The organism is Paraburkholderia sp. EB58 (assembly GCF_050436665.1).
Taxonomy (GTDB): Bacteria; Pseudomonadota; Gammaproteobacteria; order Burkholderiales; family Burkholderiaceae; genus Paraburkholderia.
This window is the reverse complement of record NZ_JBNDMQ010000001.1, coordinates 379840-402700: the sequence shown is the minus strand read 5'-3', so window position 1 is coordinate 402700 and position 22861 is coordinate 379840. Positions and strand designations below refer to the sequence as shown.

The 22861-nt window shown below is 59.8% G+C and carries 15 protein-coding genes and 1 pseudogene; 11 read left to right on the top strand and 5 right to left on the bottom strand.

What is annotated here, in order from left to right:
* Positions 1-26: 26 nt before the first annotated feature.
* The 4 genes from P3T40_RS01865 to P3T40_RS01850 are packed head-to-tail and all read right to left on the bottom strand — an operon-like array spanning position 27 to position 6247.
* A complete protein-coding gene (locus P3T40_RS01865; RefSeq protein WP_429265966.1) occupies positions 27-1508 on the bottom strand; it encodes a WD40 repeat domain-containing protein in 1482 nt (493 codons plus the stop codon).
* Complete coding sequence (locus P3T40_RS01860) at positions 1505-3889, bottom strand: hypothetical protein (protein WP_429265965.1); 2385 nt, start codon at positions 3887-3889, stop codon at positions 1505-1507. Before P3T40_RS01860 ends, P3T40_RS01865 begins: the two co-directional genes overlap by 4 nt.
* A 9-nt stretch (positions 3890-3898) precedes the next feature.
* The gene (locus tag P3T40_RS01855; RefSeq protein WP_429265964.1) at positions 3899-4882 is read right to left on the bottom strand and encodes an AAA family ATPase; all 984 of its coding nucleotides are present in this window, start codon (positions 4880-4882) and stop codon (positions 3899-3901) included.
* 12 nt (positions 4883-4894) lie between these two features.
* Positions 4895-6247 (bottom strand): TIR domain-containing protein, encoded by a 1353-nt coding sequence (locus P3T40_RS01850; protein WP_429265963.1) that lies wholly within the window; start codon positions 6245-6247, stop codon positions 4895-4897.
* Between the two features lie 1945 nt (positions 6248-8192).
* Here P3T40_RS01850 and P3T40_RS01845 point away from each other — a divergent pair.
* Positions 8193-9206, top strand: a complete 1014-nt coding sequence (locus P3T40_RS01845) for an IS110 family transposase (protein ID WP_429266125.1) — start codon at positions 8193-8195, stop codon at positions 9204-9206.
* Between the two features lie 418 nt (positions 9207-9624).
* Here the strand turns inward: P3T40_RS01845 and P3T40_RS01840 are convergent, their stop codons facing one another.
* Positions 9625-9975: a VOC family protein gene (locus P3T40_RS01840; protein ID WP_429265962.1), complete on the bottom strand. Its 351-nt coding sequence runs from the start codon at positions 9973-9975 to the stop codon at positions 9625-9627.
* Between the two features lie 259 nt (positions 9976-10234).
* Here P3T40_RS01840 and P3T40_RS01835 point away from each other — a divergent pair, with 259 nt between their 5' ends.
* The 10 genes and pseudogenes from P3T40_RS01835 to P3T40_RS01790 all read left to right on the top strand — a co-directional run bounded on the left by P3T40_RS01835 (position 10235) and on the right by P3T40_RS01790 (position 22818).
* Positions 10235-10927: a M24 family metallopeptidase gene (locus tag P3T40_RS01835; RefSeq protein WP_429265961.1), complete on the top strand. Its 693-nt coding sequence runs from the start codon at positions 10235-10237 to the stop codon at positions 10925-10927.
* 1144 nt (positions 10928-12071) lie between these two features.
* Positions 12072-12245 (top strand): hypothetical protein, encoded by a 174-nt coding sequence (locus P3T40_RS01830; RefSeq protein ID WP_429265960.1) that lies wholly within the window; start codon positions 12072-12074, stop codon positions 12243-12245.
* Between the two features lie 638 nt (positions 12246-12883).
* Positions 12884-14155, top strand: coding sequence for an IS4 family transposase (locus tag P3T40_RS01825; protein WP_429265959.1), 1272 nt, complete (start codon positions 12884-12886; stop codon positions 14153-14155).
* Between the two features lie 88 nt (positions 14156-14243).
* Positions 14244-15002, top strand: a complete 759-nt coding sequence (locus tag P3T40_RS01820) for an SHOCT domain-containing protein (RefSeq protein WP_429265958.1) — start codon at positions 14244-14246, stop codon at positions 15000-15002.
* A 137-nt stretch (positions 15003-15139) separates the two neighbouring features.
* A pseudogene (locus tag P3T40_RS01815) lies at positions 15140-15427 on the top strand (GNAT family N-acetyltransferase); the annotation flags it as partial.
* Positions 15428-15509: 82 nt separating this feature from the next.
* Positions 15510-15728 (top strand): DUF6434 domain-containing protein, encoded by a 219-nt coding sequence (locus P3T40_RS01810; RefSeq protein WP_429265957.1) that lies wholly within the window; start codon positions 15510-15512, stop codon positions 15726-15728.
* A 123-nt stretch (positions 15729-15851) separates the two neighbouring features.
* The gene (locus P3T40_RS01805; RefSeq protein ID WP_429265956.1) at positions 15852-16364 is read left to right on the top strand and encodes an N-acetyltransferase family protein; all 513 of its coding nucleotides are present in this window, start codon (positions 15852-15854) and stop codon (positions 16362-16364) included.
* 105 nt (positions 16365-16469) lie between these two features.
* A protein-coding gene (locus P3T40_RS01800; RefSeq protein ID WP_429265955.1) for an IS3 family transposase occupies positions 16470-18037 on the top strand; the annotation gives its coding sequence in 2 pieces (ribosomal slippage) (positions 16470-16908 and positions 16908-18037; 1569 coding nt in all).
* A gap of 749 nt (positions 18038-18786) precedes the next feature.
* Positions 18787-19125, top strand: a complete 339-nt coding sequence (locus P3T40_RS01795) for a hypothetical protein (RefSeq protein WP_429265954.1) — start codon at positions 18787-18789, stop codon at positions 19123-19125.
* A gap of 177 nt (positions 19126-19302) precedes the next feature.
* A complete protein-coding gene (locus P3T40_RS01790) occupies positions 19303-22818 on the top strand; it encodes a Dyp-type peroxidase (RefSeq protein ID WP_429265953.1) in 3516 nt (1171 codons plus the stop codon).
* The last annotated feature ends 43 nt before the right edge of the window (positions 22819-22861 follow it).

Here is a 22861-nt window from a genome sequence, read left to right as displayed (position 1 = left end):
GTAGACCATGTCGCCGCGGTGTCTGGTCACTTAAGGAATCGCGTTTGCGGCTCAAGAACCTTTCCGCCTTGGATTTCCGGAGAAAGGTCGGGCGGGTTGTCGTTCGCATCAGACGCGCTCGGTCGTAGCCAGACTTCGAAATAGTTCTCCGGAATTTCATCTGAGACGGGCATATAACGCGCTGTCACAGCGACATTGTTGCGCCGCAAGTCGCTCACGATTCTATGGGCTTCCGGCTGATCATCGGCATGGAAGTAATGAAGCTCAACGGGGCTGGAGAACTTCCACGTTACATGGTCAAAGTGCCTCACGGTCACTTCGGAATCACGGCTTGTCTGCAGATACTCGCCGATCCGCGAAGCCGAAGCCTTCTGCGCATCGTCCAGGTAGAGGACGACGACATCAGGCGGCAGGCGGTCTATTGCCGGACTCGATGCTGCCGCGCTTGATGTTTCGGCAGCCGCGTCTGATGCGGCTACGCGTCCGTTTTGAATCTCGGGCGTATTCGGTATGTTGACCGCGTTCGATGCCTCGGTTGAATCCGGGGTGTTGACCGGGTTCGTTACCTCCGCTGAGTTCGCTACGTTGGCCGACTTAGACGCTACGCCTGAATTCGGTACGTTGGGCAAAATCGATGAGTCGCCTGGTAGTTCGGCAGAATTCTGCAGGTTGGGCGAGGTCCGTGCGTCGACTGACGTCGCTGTGGAGTCCGTATTCGATGCGGCGACGCCCAGCTTCCCAGCCTTGCCAACGAGGGCAGATGCCGTGACTTCCGCCTTCGATGGCGCCGCGACCGGCTGTGCATCCGTGACTTTTGGCATCGACGCGACAACGGCCCCGTTCGATACGGCATCCACCGGTGCCGATGTCGTACCGACCGGCGCTGCACTGGCGGTCAGAGGGGGCGGCACTAACGTATCCACTTTCCACAAGTAAACCATCCTGCCGGCAGAGGCAGCGAGGGTTCGACCATCCTCCGAAAATGTCAGTTGGTTCGATGTGTTGTCAGACGACGCCAATTGCGTCGCATCGCTGACAACTTGCGAATTGTCGGCGCGCCAGATCCGAACGCTTCCATTCGCGTCGATCGTCGCGATTTGCACGCCGTCGGGCGCGAACGCAACGTCGCTGATAGGCACCTGTCCCAGCAATGATGTACGCTGCTGCCCCGTGGATGTGTCCCATAGACTCACCGAAGGCGCGGAGTTCCAGACCCAGCCTGCGAGCAAGTGACCGTTGACATCGAAACGGACACGGGTGACGCCGGCCGACTCCGTCAACGGGGAACTCCAGCTTTGCAGGCTCTGGCCAGACGAAAGGTTCCACAGCACGACGCCCGCCTTCGAGGCGGCGGCCACCAGCCGGCCGTCGGCGCTCAGAGTAAAGCTCAAAGGCTCTCCGCCCGGAGGCTGGCCGATCTTTGCAAACAGCGTCCCGGTCTGCGTTTGCCACACGCCGATCGAGCCATCGCTGAAGACCGATGCGAACCAGTTCCCGTCATCGCTCAAGACGCCCCCCGGGCGAATTGCGCACCGATTGTGTCCGCCGAGTCCTTGAGCGGAAGGAGTGTGCCCGGAGCATCGACGGTGCCCACGTAAGCCGATTGTCCGCGTCGTATGACGATGCGATTGCCGTTGGCGCTGACCGCCATCCACTCGCCGGCGATGACAGTCGATCGCCACGTCCACTGCCCCGTTCGCCCGTCTACCTGCATCAGCGCCATCGGAAAGCCGCTTGCGGGTACGTTGACGACCGGCACGGCGTACACTGGGAATGCGCCACGCTTGCCTTCGTCGGCGAGTCCCACTGCGCCAGTGACATATGTGAACGCCTGCCGCGGCAGCAGCGGCGGCATCCGCCATGCGATAAGCGCGGCCATCGCCACGGCCAGGGCCGCGGTTCGCCCGGATATGGTCGACGGCAGCGCGCGCAAGACGCGCGGCAGAGCGCCAGACACCGTGAGATCGAGCTTATTGGAAGCTTGCTCGCAGAGAAATCGCAGAAGCACGTAATCATGCATCGGGCTGTCGGCCGGCGCCTTGCGCAGCATGTCGCGGGATCTTTCCCGCAGGCCACGCCGCCGCAACGCATTCCAGATCAACCGCCAGAGCGGCAGACCATCGGAGGGTTCGTCGATGGCGATGGGCAGCGGAATCTCTCCCGTGCTACCCGACGATACCGCCTCCATCATCGCCACGAGGATTTCTCGGGTGCGTCGTTCGACATCGGGAGCGAGCCGATCGAGCAGCGCCTGTCGCAGCCAGTCCGGCATGTAGGCCTCACGAAACCAGACGAGCCACGCGAGTCGCAGAAGTACTTTCTCCACTTCGCCCGCGTTGGGCAGCAGGCTGAAGCCCAGACGCAGGGTGATGCCCCAGTGAATCTCGGGATAAGCGGCGCAGGCGGCCAGCCAGTTGAAGCCTTGCACGCCGAGGTCTTCCGCGAGATCTCGGCAGAGCCGCTCGACCGTATCTTGCGGCGGCGGGTCGCGTTCGAGCCAGCGCCGCACATTGTGCTCGTGCAGGCCGGACGTTGCGCGAGTCGCCGATTCGCTGGTCTCGTCGACCGGCACGCCGCTGAGCACGCTCATTAGCGCGAGACAACCTTCCCGGGAGAGCGGCAGCACGGTCACGCCCATCTGTTGGAGCGCCCATTCCCGGCGTCCCCAGCGCTTCAGCGGTAGCGGCGTGAGAAGCACCGGCAACGGCCACTGCAGCAGCGTCGCGAGCCACGGCGCGGGCTCGCCGGTGAAGCCGTCGAACGCGCGGATGCCGTCGCTGAACATGAGCACGCGGTGTCCCGGATGGCGCTCGCGCAACTCCGACAACTCGACGACCGCCGCATGCGCCTGGTGTCCCGGCGCGCGCGTCGGCTGAAACCGCGCGCGGGCGTGCGCGCTGCGCGGACGGCAGACCGTGGCGTCGCGGTCGAATTCATAGCGCTCGATGAGAACGTCGCTTCGCGCGAGCTCCGCAACGATATCGTTCGCAAGCAGAGCCTGATGGTCCGACACGCTCGCGCGATCTACGAGCGCGAAGTATTCCGGCTCGACGCGCGAACCGCGCACGGCGGTGAACAGTCCACCCATCTGCATCGTTGCGGCGATCGTCGGCTCGACCTGAAGCTCGCGGGATTCGACCGGTAAGCGCCGCCGCAATTCCTGCGCAAGCCTGCGAACCGGGAAGCCGGGAAGTAGCGAGCGCACGCCGCCGGAAAGATGAACGTCCTGCAGTTGCGGCGGCGTGCGCGTCGGCATCCGCCGCAGCGACGGGCGCAACTGGAGCCGCCACGTCTGCCACGCGAGAAACAGCAAAAGCGGAAGGGTGACGAACAACACGTTGCGCCACACGATGCGCTGCCGCAACGTTGGCGTTGGCAGCGCATCGGCGGCATCGAAACGGACGATGCGTTGCAACGGCGGCAACGACTCAACGGACGATCGCCGAGAGACCTGGGATGCCAGGGCGGACTGTGGCCGCGCAGTTGCAGAGGGTTCCGATTGCACAACGTCTACCGGAGGCCGCCTCCAGGCGAACCATGCCGCGCCGATGACGACCACGGCCAGCGCGGCGAGCGCAAAGCTCTTCCACGTTCGACGCTGCGTAGGAGGGAGCGGGGGCGGGACCGGCGGTTGCGGCCCGGTCTCCTCAGGAAACCGGCGTTGCAACCAGTCACGGTAGAGTAGCTCGAATCCACGTTGTTCCGGCGCGCTCGTGCAGAAGATCGGCGCGAGAAGCGGTTCGAGTGCGTCGCGCGTCGGCGGCAACGCGCCGTCTGCGGCCAGTCGCAGCAGCAGTTGCTGCGCGGCCATGAATTGTTGAGTGGCGACCCGGAAGCCCGCTGCCCGAAGGCTCGCGCCGAGATCGACCAGATCGTCCGGCCCGAGCATGTGGTTCGGCTAGCCGCGAAAGTACGACTTCACGAAGCTCGCGAGGTCCTCGGCATCCTCGCGAGTCTTGGCGAGCGCGCTCATCGCGCGCTCCAGCGCGTCGGGCGACGCCTTGAGCGGCCGGTCCGGCCGCGCGCCGTGCGCGACCATGATCTGCAGCCAGTTGATCAGCTCCGCGGTGGACGCCGGCTTGCGCAGGTTCTGCTTGCGTAATTCGAGGAAGAAGTCGATGCTCGTATCGAGCAGCGCCCGTGTGCCGTCCCGGAACGCGGGCAACCGCGACTGGACGATATCCGCCAGACGGCCGCGATCGGGAAACGGGATGTTGAAGAAGATGCAGCGGCGCAGGAAAGCATCAGGCAGGTTCTTCTCCGAATTGCTCGTCAGCACGAGGATCGGCCGCATTGCCCGGCTCGCGGTGACTTCTACATTGCCAAGTTCTGGAATGCGAAACGACATTGCATCGACTTCGTGCAAGAGGTCGTTAGGAAAATCGCGCGATGCCTTGTCGATCTCGTCGATCAGCACGACAGACCGGCGCGGACCATCATGCTCGAAGCCATGCGGCAGGAGGTGCTCGACGCCGCTATGCAGGTTGGACAACAAAATGGCGATCCCGAGTGCGTTGTACGCGATGTACTCGATGTTCGTGGTGTTGCGCTCCAACGTGTGCGCGGCATGGAAGCGGCTCATCGCGTCGAACGTATAGAAGAGGTCGCGGGCCGTGCTCGTGGATTTGGTGTTGAATACCAGCGGCTCGCCATAGCCGAGCTCCCACGCGAGCCGGTGCGCGAGTTGCGTCTTACCGGTGCCCGGTTCGCCGGTGAGCAAGAGCGGCTGGCTCAGCACGAGGGCGACGTTGATCGCATCTACGAGTCTCTTGTCGAGCAGATACCCCGCCGGATCGGCCTGTTTTTGGCGCTCGGGCACGGGCAGTTCGAGGGGCTGCTGGGGCGGCGTCGTGGCCGTGCCATCGATGTATGGAAAGCGCATGGTACATCTCCTCTATGTTATCCATGCAGGTGGGATCAGATCCTCCAGCGCGGGCAACACCCTTTCCATCGGCTGCGGACGGTCGCCGATGATGGCGCGCAGCCTGTCTTCGGAAATGCGGATGCTGCGGCCGATAATCCGCTCCACTTCCTCAACCCAGCGGCCGAGATCACCCACCGTGATCGACGGCAACTCGGGGAGTACGCGCCACACGGTGCGGGCGTCGTGACCGAACATGGATGGCGTGTCGTTCACGGCGCAGCGCAGCGCAGCGGCGTGATCGGGTCCCCACACGAACATTCGCCTGAACCAGCTCCCGCCCACGTCCTGCGTATCGTACTTCATGCAGACGATGCATCCGACGAGCGCGTGTCCGCCGATATCCGGAAAGCCTGACCAGTAGTCGAAGAGTCGCCTGAGGGGCGCCTGTGGATCGCCGGCTACCTCGGACGAGCGCCACCGCACCACCACGATCAGCGCCGCGAGCTTCTGCGCGGGGAGGAGATCCACAATCGCGCGGTCGTCTTCGAAAACGCTGGTGTCCAATTCCTGCGCTATCTTTTCGCGAAGACGTTGCTCGAATGACGGCTGGCCGGCATCGAGAGGCAGCGGTTCGAAGATATCGACTATCCGGATCCCCGGCGCCGCGCTCGCGCCTCTCAAAAAGCGCGGCAACGAAAACTCCTCGATGCGTTCGACGAACGCATGGTGCAGTTCCTCGACCCGCCCGTGCACCACGACGACGAACGGCCGGCGGCCTCGATCAATTGAAAGTTGCTGGCGGATCGTCTCGCCTATCGTGCTTTCCTGGTCGCTACGGTCGCACAGGCAGGCAAGCTTGCGCGGTTCGGCAATGACCGCGCCACGCGCGCGCAACGCTTTCGGGCGAGGCCGCGACACGCCTGGCACCACAGCCACGAGGTGCACCAGTTCGCGTAATTGCGTTTCGTATTCGTAGTTCTTGCCATCGAGGCGCAGGACGTCGCACTCGGCGAGCGCCTGCAGAGCGGCCGGCAAGTCGCCGCGACGGAGTATTTGCGTGTCGTCGAACAGTACCGGGATGATTGTTTTTCCCAGTTCGAGCGCGAGCGCGATCTCTTGACGCACGTAGTCGTCCGGATCGTCTAGCCGGCGTACGCCGCCCCGCTCGGCCTTCAGCCAGTCGGGGGCAATAAGCGCGAGCAATACATGACATTCGCGCACGCTCCGGCTGATGAGTTCAGGAAACTTGCTGCCTGGCTCGATCGACGCGCGGTCGAAGAACATCCGGTCCGGCTCGAAGAACGCCTCAAGCGCACGATGTAGTCCGCGCGCGTGGCCTGCCGTGTCGCTGCGGCGATAGCTGATGAATATTTCGACCGGCATGCTCAGTCCTGGGTTCGATCCGACCCCGCACGTCAGCGTGCGTCGCACGTTGATACCTAGCCGCCTGGACATCGGCATGCCGCATTATGGAACAAGTTTAGTGACCGCCAAGTCCCTTGATAGTAATGGATGTCGTGCCTATCCGCCACGTGCGAGTCGTCTGCCGCCCGCACGAGCCCGCGCGTGGACGTTGACTTTAACGGGAATGTCTGCCGGGATGTCCCGGTCGTGCTGGCTCGGGCAGATGAGGCGTTCTCAACCCATACTGCAAACCGATCTTCTGTTCCTGTCTAGCTACAGGGCCCTCGCGCTGCGCGACGGTTCGAACTGATTGATTAAGCGACTGCCTCGAAGAAAAACCAGGAAGAAAAGACACTTCCACACGGTCAGTTATCCTGAGCACGCGCGGGGCGCGGGTCACACCAGCCGCCGACAAATTAGGGCATGCAATCGAGTAGGAACCGCGTTTCCTCTCAATTAGCCGCAGTAAATAGGAAGGCGAAAGGACACGCCCGTGAAGAAAGGGGTTCGACTTCAAAGCAACTCCGGCAACGCACTGAAATCGTAGCCAAATCGCGAATCGATGAAATTGCGCATCTCGCCGTCCAAGCCAGCGCCAAGGCCGCCTACGGCGTCACTCACCAGCTCGCTCACAGATGGATAAGAGGGGCTCGAACTCACCCGAGTCACCGACCCGGGACTCGCCTTGGACCAAGCGATGTACGACTGATCGATGATGCGACGCCAGTTTACCGCGATCGAATGACCGCTTGCTGAGCAGGGCCGCTTTCTGAATGTCCAGACGACGCGCCCGACGAAAGTCCGTTCATGGCCGGAAGTACGCGTTCTCACGAACCGCCTGAAAGCTTCCATTGAGAATTCCAACATCCTCGCGGCGGCATCTTCATCGAACTGGTGCTATCGGCCACGAGCAGACTGTCGATATGGCTGCGTAGATTGAAAATCATCTAGCGGACCTCCTGCCGCCGCCCTGCCGGGCGACGGGGTTAAAGTGAGTTTGCCAAAACCGCTTTAACCGGTAGGAGAGAGGGTGGCCGCATTCCTTCTCGGGAACCCGGCCCCCGAAGAACCCTGCGAGCGACTTTCACCGCACAAGGCTCGCGCACAGCATTAAGCGTCGCGCTAACGCCGGCCTTGCCGAACTCAACAAGCCCTTCGCAAGCATCGCATCGTAATCCATTCCGTTACCGGAACAAGGACGCTGAACCGGCGTTTGCCGGCCTCTCTCAAGCTGCCCTCTATCGACGAAACTCGAACACGGGCCTGCGACAGCTGCACCGCACGGAAGTCTGCACCCTTTCGGGTCAGGGCAAAGCTCGAACCCCTATGCAAGCCGTTACAGCTTGCCGTTTGCTTTCTCCGCATTCTCTTACCCGCTCCACCAACAGCGCTCCTTGCGGTTTGCCTGCCACCTGACGATGCTCTGTGGGGTTGGCGATGAGTCGGGCTTACCACGTTCCCAGTCTTGCCGACGCAACAAAGATACATTTGCGCCTGTCCGTTTAGCGTCCGCCTCTACCCCGGTAGCACTCGCGACGACGTGCCCCCAAATGACAAAGAGGCAACCGGCTACCTACCTTTTGGTTCGAGCCTCGCAGCAGCTTTGGCTCATCAGTTCTTACGAGGTTTGTACGGCGGTTCACATACGTTACGCTTGCGGAACTTGCCTTGCCCCCACACCGCACGGCTTTGCAGTGTCGATTCCTGCCGTGTCGCCACGGTGAACCGTCTGCTGAAGAGTACGTTGTCTCCGAAGCTTCGAACCCGATCGTTGCCAATCGCGCACGTCCGGATAGGCAACTGCTGGTCGTACAGCAGGTCACATTTCGAAAGATCTCGAATGTGACAAGACAAGAAAGAGCTTCGCCGTCAACTACGTTGCCGATTTACGTCCGGCGGACAGCGTTACGTGTCGCACGTCATCATGAACTATAGCGGCATTGACCTGCATTCGAACAACAGCGTGGTGAGTGTGATTGACGAAACGGACCGCGTGGTCGCCGAAAAGCGATTACCGAACGATCTGGTAAGGATTCTGGCGTTCCTTGCCCCGTGGCGAGCTGAGCTGGCAGGCATCGTGGTCGAATCCACATACAACTGGTACTGGCTTGTCGACGGCCTGCAAGCGGCCGGCTTCGTGGTACATCTGGCCAACACCACGGCGATCAAAAAATACGATGGGCTCAAGCACAGTGGTGACGAGACCGACGCGCGTTATCTGGCCCATTTACTGCGCCTGGGCATCCTTCCTACCGACACCATCCTGCCCGCGAAGCACCGGGAGGTGCGCGACCTGGCGCGCAAGCGCATGCAATTGGTGCGCAGCCGCACCACCCACATCCTCGCCGTCGAGAACATAACCGCGCGTCAGTGCGGCACGCGAATCACGAGCAATCAGGTCAAGCAACTGGACGAGGCCGCTGTCGACCAACTGCACCTCCCGGAGGACGTGGCACTCGCGGTCCGCGCGAACGTCGCGGTCATCACGACCCTGTCGGCACAGATTGCCATCGTGGAAAAGCGTCTTCAGGAAAAAGTCACGACACACGCAGACTACGCCCTGCTGACCACGGTGCCCGGCATTGGCCAAGCCCTTGCCACCGTGATCGTGCTGGAAACCGGAACTATCGAGCGTTTCGCAAGCGCTGGCAACTTCGCCTCTTACGCGCGGTGTGTGGACAGCCAGCGCATGAGCAACGGCAAGAAGAAGGGTGAGGGCAATACCAGGAACGGAAATCCATACCTGTGCTGGGCGTTCATCGAGGCGGCCAACTTCGCGATGCGCTTTAGCGCCGAAGCCCGGCAGTTCTATGAGCGCAAGAAAGCGAAGACTAATCCGGTGATCGCCCGCAAGGCACTGGCACACAAACTGGCGCGTGCGTGCTTCCACATGCTGAAGGAGCGAAAGCCATTTGATGTGACCCGCTGCTTCGCTTAAGCCTTACGACGGCGACCGGCAAGCCCTGATCGTCGACTGGCGAGAAACCACCGCGATTGAATGGGATGTCGTGCCGCCGTCCCCGATGTGCAGCAAAGCGGATCGCCCGCAACGCGAGCCAGACCTGGATTGGTGCCGGAGGTTTGGTAACCACGAGTATTGTGCGAACCTGATGGACACGTTGCGGCACCAAAGTTCTTCTGGGGTGGCAAAGCCACCAGGGCGACAGGCAACCGATGTGCGCCAATCGCTTGAGCCTGATGGGTGTCTGGCGCGATCCGTCGCAGCCATGAATCGAAGAATCGGGTGCGCTCTGCTACTGCATTCGGTCGGGTAGAACAAGAATCGGCTGCTCACGCAGCCGAGGGTATTGTTTGCTCACTTGACACCGGGTCCGCTAATGGTCGACGATTTTCGCTTAACCGTAGAGCCCAATGCAATTTTCCCAAGGGTCGCGCAGCATGCACATCTGCTTGCCGGCTTCCACCTGGCCTGGCCCACGATAAAGCGTGGCACCTATGCGCAGGAAGTGCTTTAGTGCTTCTTCGAAGTCGTCGACGGTCCAGTAGACAACTGTGCCTGCCGATCCCGCCGATAATTTTGCGTCAGCGGGAACAATTTCGAGTCTGATGCCATTGAATTCGAGGTAGGTCAGATTGAACTCGTCAAGAAAGCGCCTCTCAGCGCCTCGAAAAGCTGACTGGTACCAGTCTAATGCGGCCGGTACATCTGGCACATACACAAGCACTGCACATATTTGCGAGTTCATGCGGGTCTCTCCTGTGTCGTCGCTGGGCGAGGTGAGGAAGATCGCGATATTGGCGGAAAAATCTGATTTGGCAAAGTGGACGGCCTAGTCGTTGAACCGAGCAAGCGCTTTGTCGGCGCCATTTGTTCGCGGTGGTCGAGACAGGCCACTCGCATAGGGCTGTGACCGGCCGGGAACGGACTTCGACACGGAGGCTTAGATCGCAGACAATCGATGGTGATCCTGCGCAAATTCGTACCTCGAAACCACGGAGCTTGTATTGCCGATCCCATTGAATAAACCCGTTCAAGCCGCGGCCAAAGATGTATTGCAGCGGTTGGTTGGACATATAACACCCGAGTCCACAGAGACTTCGATTGCAACAGCAGCGGCGGCTATGCTTGCTGAACGCGGTTATCCAGACACGTGGTACTACAACTGTCCGGCGTTTGTTTTATTGGGTTCTCGTAGTAAGGCTTCGTTGTCGGGGCGGGTGTACGAGCCCAGCACGGAACCCGTCGGCTTGAGAAACCTTGTGACGGTCGATCTTAGTCCGCGAAGTGGGGATATCTGGGGTGACTGTGCGCGGTCTTTCTACATCGAAGAAGGCGTCGCACGCATAGAACCGACCACCCCAGAGTTCGTATCCGGATATGAGATGGAGAGCCGTCTGCATCAGAAGATGCGTGAGTTTGTTCGCCCCGATACTTCTTTCCACGATCTGTATGAGTTCGCCAATGCACAGATCCGCGATGAAGGATTCGAAAACCTCGACTTTCTCGGAAACGTTGGCCACAGCATTTGCCAACGCAGAGACGACCGGCAGTATATCGAAGCTGGGAATCATCGCCGTCTCGGCGAGGTAGCATGCTTCACCTTTGAACCTCACATAAGCCTGCAAGGCGGGCGCTGGGGTTTCAAGCACGAAAACATCTACTACTTCGATAATTCAGGCGCTGTGATGGAACTCTAATAGGCTCGCCGTTGAATCGGTCGTCAAATTATTTCTGATGGCGTTCCGAGCAATCGCGGTCGGTTGAGCGAGAAGCGTGTCGGACCGTGGTCGGCCATAAACGGACTTTCAACAATCACCTCGGGATCGTCGACAATTCCCACACTCGCGGCCATTTATATTTAGCATCGCCCTTATTAAATAAGGGCTATTTACACCCCATGCGCCCATCTAGTTTAGTTCAAAGTCAATTTTATTGTAAATTCCGAAAATATTCTGCAATCAACGGCAAGCAATACCATCCAGATACCAGTGAGAAATAAGAACATGAACCAAAAAATGATAGGACTATTTTTTCGTCTAATTATTAAATATGCACTAACTCGTCCTAGCCGAATCTCGCCGCTCCTGAATGAATCATACTGAATGCAAGCGAGAAAAATTAAAATTGACGAGACCAATATAGCCGACATCAATTCGCCAGCCGCGTACGAATTATGATTCCTTGAGATAATAATTTCTGCCGCAGAACAAAGAATGACAATCGAATTGACTATCACAAAAAATGCATTGAATTTGCTGATCGGTAGCTTGGGCGGCAGGGTCATGATTAAAATTTTTTAAAAATAGAATTGGGCGGAAAACTATATATGCACCCATAGTCCGAATATTATAAAGAGTGCCAAAATATTTCTCCGCATTCGGCTTAATGAAAGCATAATTTGTTTCGCATATTATGTAATTCCGCCGAGCGCCTTTGAAAAAGCGCACAGGTGGACCCTCTCCAGATAGTACCCGTTTTTAGCAGTGCAGCCTCGCGCTCGCTTCACGAATGACCGTTGTTGGTTGGCGCGAAGGTCCCTTACGGGTCGATTTATGCCTTCTGCATGAGGCGGCGCCCGAGGTGATCGCCGCGCTCCGCCGTAGGGCGCTGGTCGGCCAGTTTGAGACACTCGAGCCGCGCCCTTAGGTCGTCGACAGTCGATAAATTCAACCGTCTAACTGACCTACACCCCAGAAAGGCACCGCTCGATGCCGCGGCGAGGCTCGGTTTCCCGTGCGCCCGTTGCAAGTCCCGGCTGGCGAACGGTTGCCGGAAAACCGCTGCAATGGGTCGAAGCCAGCCCGTTACCACCTGTCGCATGCGCACCGATCGGTGTGTATCGTGTATCAGTGGGGCCGGCTGTCGTCGATCTTCGTTGGCTTCTTCATCGCGTTCTTCCTGCGTGAATTCGGCGTTGATAGGGTGTTCGCTATCATCGCTGGCGCGATGGAAATTGTTGCGATCGCCCTCGCGCGCTACTGGGCCTGGCGCTCGACGAGATCGCTCTATGAATAGCAGGCATGCACCCACGGAATGGCGATTTCATCAATAACCTGGTGGCCCATCCATTTTCGGGTTCCTGTGAGGAACCTCGGGATGCCCCTGATCTGCTTGATCGGATGCAGGAACAGTTGATGTAGCGGGTTGTTTCGCCGCGCCAGGCGTCGTACTGGAAACCGGCACGGCCGCGGTCGTGCATCCCGCAAGGACAAACAATAAAGCCGGAAAGGTAGTCTTTGTCATTGTCGCTTCCGGAAAGGAGGTTACATGTTACGACAGGCTACCAGCCGGAAGCATCAGGCTCGTTAATGACGAGAAGACTGCCCCCTTGCGTTGCATTCGCGTAGAGCCGGTCGTGGCTTTTTGGTTCGTGATTGGCGTGGCGCGACCAATTTTGGCCGTTCGACGCCGACACCTACATTGTCGACAACCGCCAGGTATATTATTGCGCGTCGCCTGGTGATCCCTTCGCTGTACGCGTTTCATCGGGGACTTCGTCCGGCCGCGCAGCAATCCACCCAATTTAAGCTCGTCTGCCGCGCCGAAACTCAATCGAGTTGAAAAAACACTTGACGTGAAGCCAACTTCGCGCGGCCACCGCCCTATTGGCGTCTTTTTAGACGCCAATAGGGCGGTGGCCAATGAGGATCTTTTTGATCTTCGTTGGCCCCATGTCTCTTTCCACTCTGCTCGCCGATCTCGCAGCCCATATGCAGACTGACCAGTTTCGTCAGCTTGCTTGCGATCCCGAGCATCCCACGGCGTTCCAACGTCGTCGCAAATTGCCCTTGCCGGCACTGATCGCATTGATGCTCACCGGCATGCGCAAGAGCGTCCAGACCGAACTGGACGCGTTCTTCGGACACCTGCAGCAACAGGCGCAATTGCTGCGCAAGGTATCCGGGCAAGCGTTCGCGCAAGCGCGCGCCAAACTCTCCACGACCGCCATTCCGGCGCTCAATGACTGGCTGCTCGAGCAAGCCGGGCGCCATGGTTATGTGCCGCGCTGGAACGGCTTGAGGCTGGTCGCCGCCGATGCCTCCACCGTCCGTTTCGGCCTGCGTGCCAGCCATGTCAAGCGTGCCGCGCTGCCCGACCAACTTGTGTTCGGACTCTTCCTGCCTGGCGCTGAACTGATGCTGGCCGCCTCCCTGCATAGCGTGCATGAGAGCGAGCGTCAAATGCTGTTCGAGCACCTGGATCGCCTCTCCAGCGACGATCTCCTGCTGCTCGATCGGGGCTATCCCTGCCGGTGGCTGCCTGCCGTCCTGAATCAGCGCGGCATCCCTTTTTGCATGCGCGTCGAGCAATCCGGCAATGGCGGCTTTGCCTGCGTACGTCAGTTTCTCCGCTCCGAACTGGACGAGCAAATCGTCACTCTGCGCGCCCCGGACCATCGCGACGCAGTCGATTACGAATGTCCTGCCATGGCGCTAACCGTGCGCCTGGTGCGTCACGTGGCATCCCCTGGCAAGGTGCGGGTCCTGATGACGAATTTACTCGACAGCGCGCGCTATCCGGCCAGTCAATTTGGCGATCTCTACCATCAGCGCTGGCGAATAGAAGAAGCATTCAAGCGCCTCAAGCACCGGTTAAACCTCGAGCATGTTTCGGGACTGTCACAACGGGCTGTCGTACAAAATCTCGCCGCCAGGGTGCTGTGCGACAACCTGCAGGCTTTGACCACCTTGACGGCCCACACCTGCCATGAATTGCCGCCCGACCGACGCATCAACCGCGCTTACGTGCACTCCGTGCTCAAGCCTCTACTGCCATCCCTGTTGCTCGGCATCGCCGCGGCGACCTTGCTGGCGGACGCCTTGGCCCTCATCGCTCGCCATACCTTCCGTCATCGACCAGGAATCTCAAAGCAACGGAGACCCCGCTCGAAACCCCACAAATCCATGACGCAAAAACCTTGCTGAAAGATCTCCATTTCTTAACTTGGGTGGATTGGCCGCGCAGGGGCGTGTGCCGCCGACCAGATGTTACGAACAAAAATCGGGGAATCAATTGAAAAAAATCAGAAACGTCGCTTTTCTCATTGCAGTTTTTGCCCTGTCGGGTTGCGCCCATCCGATACAGATTGCTCCAAACTCGGCAAACATATACCGGACACCAAGCGATGCACCGAAGATTAGCGCTACCGTCGGCATGGTGATGCCTGCCACGCTCAATAGTCTGGAAGTGACGACGCCTGGAGGAGGGGGAGATAACGTTCGATACTTCCCCTACAGGGATATGGAGGCCGGATACGAAAAAATGCTGTCCAACGTCTTTGAAAACGTCGTCACGGTGACCTCATCGGATAGCGCAAGTTTGTCGAGAAACGGCATCAGCTTTACCGTGACTCCGGAGGTGATCACAGACTCGGGATCGACAGGCTTTTTCACCTGGCCGCCTACGAATTTTACTGTTGATATGACAACGGTTGTGCGGGACACGAACGGAAAGGTCCTGGCGAACCCGAGAGTGATTGGGAACGGTCAGGCAACTGGTTTCTCTGACTTTAAAGGTGACTTCGGAATAGCGGGCCGTTGCGCTATGGAAGATGCGTTGAATAAAATGCAACACGCATTACTGGAACAAAGGTACGTTTCCGCTGTTTTCGGTCCCACCTCCTATGCTTCGCCGGTTGCACCCAACGATGCTAAGGACGCGCAGGATGACACCACGGCACGGCTCGACAAACTTAAAGGAATGCTGCAGAAAGGGTTGATTACCCAGGCCGACTACGATCAGAAAAAGAAGGAAATCCTGAGTCGCTTTTGAACGCGGTCGGCGTTTTGTGGCGAGAGGTCCAAAAAAAATATCGAGCCGCAAAACGCGACATGGTTATCGCTCAGACATTTGGTTGGGACGAGAACTTCTAGCAAGAGCGATTCAACACGTCCTATCGCGATCCGGATTTTATTTTGGTAACGCTAGGATCGGTAACGGTGGGATATATTGCGCTAAAGAATGAGATCGAGGAAGTTCACTTGTCGCTGTTGCTTCTGCAACCAGAATATCGCAGTCGAGGGATCGGTCGGCGGGTGATGCAAACGTTGCTGTCGCGTGCGTCCGAGTCCGACCGGCCATTGACGCATTCATGTTTTTTGTGCAATCAAGGGGCGATGCGCTTCTATCAGAAGCTCGGCTTCAGCGTCGTGACAAAAGATGAGCACTTTGTGACGTACCGATCTCCTGCCCCCTAGTTGACCACCGGGGAGAGCGCTTCAGAGAAATTGTCCCCGAGCACGGCGCGCGCGCTGCCAACCACCACAATGGAGAATGGCGATGGACTTCGACTGGCACGGTGGTCATATCACGCGGACGACACCGGTCGACCAAGCTTACAGAAATACTCAGAATGTGCGTCGCTTTCTAACCCGTGAGTGCGGGCCTGACTTCAAATTCGATCGCGATTTCATGGCATGGATTCGAAACGGGACACCCAAGAATATGGGCGATGTTGCCGATGAATGGTCGCGGCGGGGACGGGACAGGCTCAGCTGAGCGAGGCATTCCCTCCAACGGGCGTAGTGCCCCGTTGAGGGCGGGGTTTTGCCACATGTGGTCGTTGGGCGCCCGCCGGCACGTCGAACCCACCTTTACCAACAGACTCTGAAAAAGAACAAGATGAAAGCTACGCATTCGATAAGAACAGCCAGACCGGAAGACGCAGCGTGCATCGCGGTACTTGGCGCACATGTGTGGGTGCACACTTATGCAGCGGCGGGCGTGTCCAAGGTTATCGCGCAGTATGTCCTGACGACATTTACGCCAGAAAATATCCTGGCTCTAATGGCCGATCCGGGCGTCGTTCTATTGGTTGCCGAGGTAGAAGCCAATCTTGCCGGCTACATTGTCATGCGCTTCGATTCGTACCATGCCGATGTTCCCATCGAGATTGAAACACTCTACATCCAGGACTCGTTTGCTGGCCGTGGCATCGGATCGGCATTGCTGACTCACGCCAGAAGTATTGCAATGGCTAGGACCGGAGATCGAGCAATCTGGCTAATCGTTAACTCCCAAAATGAGAAGGCGATTTCTTTTTATCGTTCTCGCGGAATGACACAGGACGGGATAGCGTACTTTGAGCTTGGCGGCACCAAACATGAGAACAAGGTGATGGTCGCAAGGGATTGATGCGTGTCCCGCAGTCGTTCTGTGCTGTTGAACATTGCCCCCCGCGTCAGAATAGTTGTCGCCCGGATAGAATCTATGAACAGGGGGCGATGATGAGAGAACGAGTTGGCACGATACGGACAAGCATTCAGGGATAGGGCTGTGGCGCGATTGCTGCCGCCGGAAAGCGCAGCAGTTGAGGACATTGCGCGGGAGATGGGCGTAGGCGTTCAGACGCTGGAACGTTGGCGTAGCGATGCGCTGTCCATGCCCGCTCGCGAGCGGGCATGGACAGCGGCGGCCCGGTTCGACGCGGTGTTGAGTACGGCCGCAATGGACCAGACAGCCAGGAGTGCGTGGTGCCGTGAGCATGGCGTGTATCCACAGGAGCTGGCTCAGTGGCGGGCGGCGGCCACGCAGGCGCTGGCCGAGCCCGAAGAGGCCCGTGCCAGTCCACAGCAGACTAAGCAGGACCAGCGCCGCATCAAGGAGCTCGAACGCGAACTGCGGCGCAAGGAGAAGGCGCTGGCCGAGGCAGCAGCATTGCTGGTACTGTCAAAAAAACTCGGGGCGATCTTCAACACGGACAAGGGCGAGGACGAATGATCGGCCTCGAAGATCGCCAGCGGCTGGCCCGGGAAATCGATTCGGCAAATCTGGCTGGCGCACGGTTGCGTCTGGCCTGCGAGGCGGCCGGGATCGATGTGCGTACCCTGCAGCGCTGGAAAGCCCAGCAGGGGCTCGTTACAGGCGACGCCAGGCCCGGGGCGAGGCGCCCGCTTCCGTCGCATGCGCTGAACCTGGCCGAGCGTGCTGAAGTGCTGCGCGTGGCCAACGAGCCGCGCTTTGCCGATATGCCGCCGGCGCGTATCGTGCCGATGCTGGCTGACGAAGGCGTGTACATCGCAAGCGAATCGACCTTTGCACGCGTGCTGCGCGAGCATGGGCAAATGAGCCGTCGCGGCAGGGCCAGGGCTCCTGCGACCACCAGGCCGCCGACCACACATATCGCCACGGCGCCGCGCCAGGTCTGGTGTTGGGACATGACCTATCTACCTGCAACCGTAACCGGTCGATGGTTCCACCTGTATCTGATCCTGGACCTGTACAGCCGCAAGATCGTGGGCTGGGAGGTGCACGACAGCGACGCTGCCGAACATGCTGCTCACCTGGTGCGTCGCACGGCACTCGCTGAAGACATTGCAGCCCTTGAGGCCAGACCGGTGCTGCACGGTGATAACGGTGCCACGCTCAAGGCCACCACGGTGTTGGCGATGCTCCACTGGCTGGGCATCAAACCCTCGTACTCGCGACCCCGGGTCAGCGACGACAACGCCTACGCCGAGGCGCTGTTCCGCACCGCGAAGTACCGGCCGGAGTTCCCGGCCACGGGTTTCGATGATTTGAGCGCAGCCCGTACCTGGGCTTCCGCGTTCGTGCACTGGTACAACTTCGAGCATCGTCACAGCGGCATCCGCTACGTGAGTCCGGCGCAGCGCCATGCCGGCGACGATCACGTCATCCTCGCGGCGCGTCACGCACTGTACGAGACGGCGCGCGAACGCAATCCGGCACGCTGGTCGCGCCATACGCGCAACTGGACGCCAGTCGGTGCTGTGACGCTCAACCCTGAACGCGAATCAGTCGTCGCGATGAACTCGCACATGGCAGATAAACAGCCTCGTGCTGCTTAACCGAGGCGACAACCACCTTGACGCGCGCCGATTGCTAGGTACACGACCACCAACGCGACCTATGTAGCTTCCGGAGTGTCCGCTTCGGAGAAACGCGAGTGGCCGAGAAGGGGCGGCAGCACGCGTTCGCTGAGATTGGGACCTGACATTGGCCGCCATCGATGTTTGAACGGCAGGAGACTGATCTACAGATGCCTTACCCACATCGTCGCCTGAACGGCGGCTCAGGCCGATAACCTGCCGCTGCCAAATAAGTCACGGAAGACCATCTTTCGACCGTTGCGATCGCTCGTCGGACCGGCCAGTATCGCGCACGAACAGCAGCGACCACAAGAAAGCAACCGGAAAGCTTGACAGTTGACGAGTGCGGAAAAGCCACCCACCGCAACTCACCCTCACCACCCCAGACCCACCCCACACCATTTCCACCCCGCCACCGATACTGTCATTTCTGACAGTTATCTCCCAAATAGTCGTCACGCATAATCGGACTTCGTGAATCGGTAGGCGGGCGAGGAACGCCACCAAACCCACCAACCGCCCACGAACCCGCGCCGTGCCCGCACGGCGCAAAGAAAAGTTTTAAGCCTTACCAAAGGCTGCTGGAACCTGAGAGCACAAAAAAGACGAGCAGGCCCGCGCGACAAACGTCACGACGGGCCTGCCGCAACATGGAATGCGCACATCGCGCCGCTGTTGGTGTTTTGTAAAAACACGCCCGTATCGATACCAAACGGATTCGAGGCTCCATGACACTGACCAAGATCGCGCTACTAAACCGCATGCAATGCGGGCACAAATACACGGCGACGCAACTGGCCCAATTGTTTTCCGTTTCGCGCGTAACCGTTCTGGGGATGCTGCGCGCGTTGGTCGACGAGGGGGAGTTGCAAATCACGCGCACGAACTCGCGGGTCATCCACTTCTCACGTGAGCTGCCCGATTCGCTGCAGTCGGGAGGCACGGGCGTCCGCGGGGTGGCGACGTTCCCCGTCACGCGCAACCTTAATGGTTGCCTGTCCAACTATGACCAGGAACTGGTCGCCCGGTCGCGGCTTGCCTTGCTGGCGCGCGACCGCTGCAGATAACGCACTCGGCCCCGAATGACGCGCCCGGAGCGAAGTCATTCGATGTCATCTGACGCAATTCGTAGAACACCCTCCCACATCCAGTTTTTCTGACATCGCTTTAGCGTGACGGGCGATGGTTTTGTTGCGACATAAATAATCCGCACGACCGGCGTACAAACACACGGGGACTTTGCAATGACGATTGACGCAACACTAGAAAGCGCACAACGCGGTTTGCCGATGCGCGCCGTGTTCGGGCAAATATTGACGATCTATCTCAAGAGCCGCGACCCGGCTTCTCGCGAGGCCGTACTCGGTCTGATCCGAGATCTCAGTGCCGCAATCGATGCTCGTGGCAACGGCAGCGGTCTTGTCGCCGCCTTCGCGCCGGCGCTTTGGGGCGAGTGGAACGAGCGGCACATCCCCATCCACACCGCCGTGCTCGACCACGGCGTCAAGTTTCGCAACACCGGCGGTGACGTGTTGCTGTACGTGAAGGCGCCCGACCACCAAACGGCGGCACGGCTCCTCGCTCCGGTTATGCCCAGGCTGGAGGCGCTCGCCGAGAAGATAGACGTCGTCGTCGCGGGCAAGCGTCCCGATGGGCGCGTGATGGGTGGACGCTATCTCGATGGCATCACCAACCCGAACGATCCCGTCAGCCTGACCGAAGACATCCTGATCGACGGTCCGTATCGCGGTGCCTGTTTCGGGTTCACGCAGAAGTTTCTGTTCGACTGGACATCCATCGCCTCGCAAGCCCCCGACACCCAGGATGAGATGATCGGCCGCAATCCCGACGGCACCGTGCTGCCGGAATACGCCACGCATTCGCATATCCATCGGGCCCACGTCCTCGACAGCAACGGCGACAACCGCAAGCTGCTGCGCCAGGCGCTTCCCTTCGGCGCATCGGCAGGTCACGCGGGACGGGAGGAGGGCTTGATGTTCGTCGCATTCTGCAACGAGCAGGAGCGGTTCGAGAAAATTCTCGCCCATCTGCTGGGCGACTGTCCCGACCGTCCGGTAGATCGCCTGATGAGCGTGGTCCAGGGAGTAGGGGGCACGTACTGGTACATCCCTGCGGCGGCCGAACTGGAAGTGCCGCACGTCAGCGGCCCTGACGATGTCTACGAAGATCCGCACTGGCAGGTCCGCAGCGCGAACGGCTATCTGTTCTACAACTCGCAGGACTACCTGCATCAGATGGCAACGGGTCGCTACATCGGCGGCGACCCGCCCAGCGAGCGTCTGCTCAGCCTGATGGGGCGAACCTTTTCGCACTGGCGCGACGGCTGGGTGGATCGGCGGGATTTCCCGCGCCTGCCTCATCTGGACCATCTGGTCGACTACAGCGAAAGCGCCGTGCTACGCGCCGCTGTCCCGCTGCGCAAAGGACTCGCCAACCGCAAGACGCTGGCTCATCTACTGTCGTCATCGGAGTCGGCCATCGCACGCGATAACGACCTGCTGCGGATCGACGCGCGAGAACTGATCGTTGGCGTCATCCCCGATTTCACCTTGGGCCGTGGCAAGGAGGTCGTCCCGTATCTGAGCAAGGATGAAACCCTTGCCGCGTGGCTAAAGGGTGAGCTCAACGAATGGTCGGCCATGGGGCACGTGGTGCCGGACTATCAGCGCCTCGTCGAACAGGGGCTCGGGCGGCTCGTCGCGCAGTTGCAGGACAAGTTGTCGTCAGCGCGTGCCCAGCAGCAAAGTGCGGAGGGGGATTTCTACGAATCGGCCCTGTGGTCGCTGCTCGGCGTGCAGGACTATCTGCGCAACTGGGCGCAGCTCGCAGACGCCGCTGCTACTAAAGCCGCAAACCCAGCTGACGCGGCCAACATGCGCGAGGTCGCCGCTCGCCTGCGGCGCCTCGTGGACGAAGCGCCCAACACCTTCCATGATGCCGTCCAACTGATCTTCTCTTACCACTGCTGTCTGCATCTCGTCGGTGAATTGACCTCGCTCGGCCGTCTCGATCAGATTCTCTGGCCGCTGCTTCAGCGCGAGTCGCCGGACCCGGTTCGGGCCCAGGAGATCGTCGATTGCCTGTTCATCAAGATCGGCGAAAATGCATTCGTGAATCGCGCGTTCATCTATGACTACGTCAGCTACGGCACCACGGCAGTCTGCGGACTCGGTGGTAATTTTCCGCAAGGCGGCGGGATCAATCAATGGGTGCAGCAGATCACAGTGGGCGGCTATCTGCCTAACGATAGTGAGCAGCCCGAGGGCGGCGCCAATCCGGTGACTTTGCTGTGTCTGAAAGCGGCGCGACGGATTCCGGTCAATGCGCCGACGCTGTCGCTGCGCGTCTATAAGGACATGCCGGATGAACTGCTGGACGAAGCCGCGAAGGCGATTCTCGCCGGCGGTGCCCAACCGATCCTCTATAACGACGACAAGTTGTGCGAAGCGCTGTTCCGTTCAGGCAAGGAAGTGAGCCGCGGCTGGTCGCGCAACTACGCCGCGGACGGCTGCTACGAACCGATGCTGGCCGGTGCGTCCGAGTTTGCTTTCAACAACGTCACGCCACTGCTCGCGCTCGAGCAGACGATCAACCAGGGCGCCACCTATAGCGCTGCGGGGCCGGAGTATCTGCGCGGTCTGAAACAGACGTTTCGCTCGCCGCCGGCCGCGGAAATCAAAAGTTTTGAGCAGTTGCAGTCAATCTTTTTGCAGCAACTGGAGTGGCTCGTCGTTCAGAGCTACAACGTGATCCTGGGCGCGTATGGCAACCTCGCCGACATCTGCCCGAGTCCGCTGCTTTCCGTCCTGATAGACGGCTGCGTTGAGAAGGGACGCGATCTGACCAACGGCGGCGCGCGCTTTCATATCATCGCGCCGTTGTGCGTCAGCGTATCGAACACGATCGACTCGCTCTACGCGATTCAAAAGCTCGTATTCGATCCGGCCAGCGCTTTGACTACGTTGCCCGAACTGGTCGACTGTCTGATCAACGACTGGGGCTATACGATGATCGAGCCGTACCAGAACCAGCTTCTGGGGCCGGCAGATTCCGCTGAACGCGGCCGGCGTTATCAGGAACTCCGCCAGGCTGCGTTGTCGTTGCCGAAGTGGGGTAGCGGCAACGCCGAAGTCAATGCACTCGGCGACTGGTTGCTCGAACACCTGGTGAGCCTGTGCGTCGACGCGATTCGCCAGCCATCGCCGGCGCTTAAACCCACGCTGGATGCCATCGCCCAGAACTACGGTGGCTTCGAGTTTGTGGTGACGCCAGGTATTGGCACCTTCGAGGGCTATGTGGGAGATGGCGCCGCGTGTGGCGCTTCGGCCGATGGCCGGCGCAACGGCATGCCCATCGCCTCGGACCTGTCGCCTTCGCCTGCTGCTCAGGACCTTCCGCCATCGCCTGCGTTCCGCAATATTTATCAGGCCATGAAGAGCTGGCAATCGGAGAGCGTCGAATACGGTCTGTCCAACGCCTCGCCGGTGGACATGAATATCGAGGAGTCCTTTCCGCTAGAGGATCTACGGCGCTTCATCAAGGCCTATGCGCGCGGTGAGGTAGGCTCCAACCTCATCACGCTGACTTGCGCTGACCTTTCGACCTACGAGGCCGCGGTGCAGGATCCGGAGCGCTACGATCTCGTGCGGGTGCGGATGGGCGGCTGGACTGAGTTCTACGCCACCATGTTCCCGGCGCATCAGGACCAGCATCAACGGCGGCAATACTTTACGCCGTGATAGCAGCGGCGAGCACCGCTCTCAGGCGGTGCTCGCAAGCGCC

Excerpts from the sequence above, each read along its gene's own strand:
- P3T40_RS01860 (WP_429265965.1), bottom strand. The coding sequence starts at position 3,889 with ATGCTCGGGCCGGACGATCTGGTCGATCTCGGCGCGAGCCTTCGGGCA.
- P3T40_RS01855 (WP_429265964.1), bottom strand. The coding sequence starts at position 4,882 with ATGCGCTTTCCATACATCGATGGCACGGCCACGACGCCGCCCCAGCAG.
- P3T40_RS01850 (WP_429265963.1), bottom strand. The coding sequence starts at position 6,247 with ATGCCGGTCGAAATATTCATCAGCTATCGCCGCAGCGACACGGCAGGC.
- P3T40_RS01845 (WP_429266125.1), top strand. The coding sequence starts at position 8,193 with ATGAACTATAGCGGCATTGACCTGCATTCGAACAACAGCGTGGTGAGT.
- P3T40_RS01840 (WP_429265962.1), bottom strand. The coding sequence starts at position 9,975 with ATGAACTCGCAAATATGTGCAGTGCTTGTGTATGTGCCAGATGTACCG.
- P3T40_RS01810 (WP_429265957.1), top strand. The coding sequence starts at position 15,510 with ATGGACTTCGACTGGCACGGTGGTCATATCACGCGGACGACACCGGTC.
- P3T40_RS01805 (WP_429265956.1), top strand. The coding sequence starts at position 15,852 with ATGAAAGCTACGCATTCGATAAGAACAGCCAGACCGGAAGACGCAGCG.
- P3T40_RS01795 (WP_429265954.1), top strand. The coding sequence starts at position 18,787 with ATGACACTGACCAAGATCGCGCTACTAAACCGCATGCAATGCGGGCAC.
- P3T40_RS01790 (WP_429265953.1), top strand. The coding sequence starts at position 19,303 with ATGACGATTGACGCAACACTAGAAAGCGCACAACGCGGTTTGCCGATG.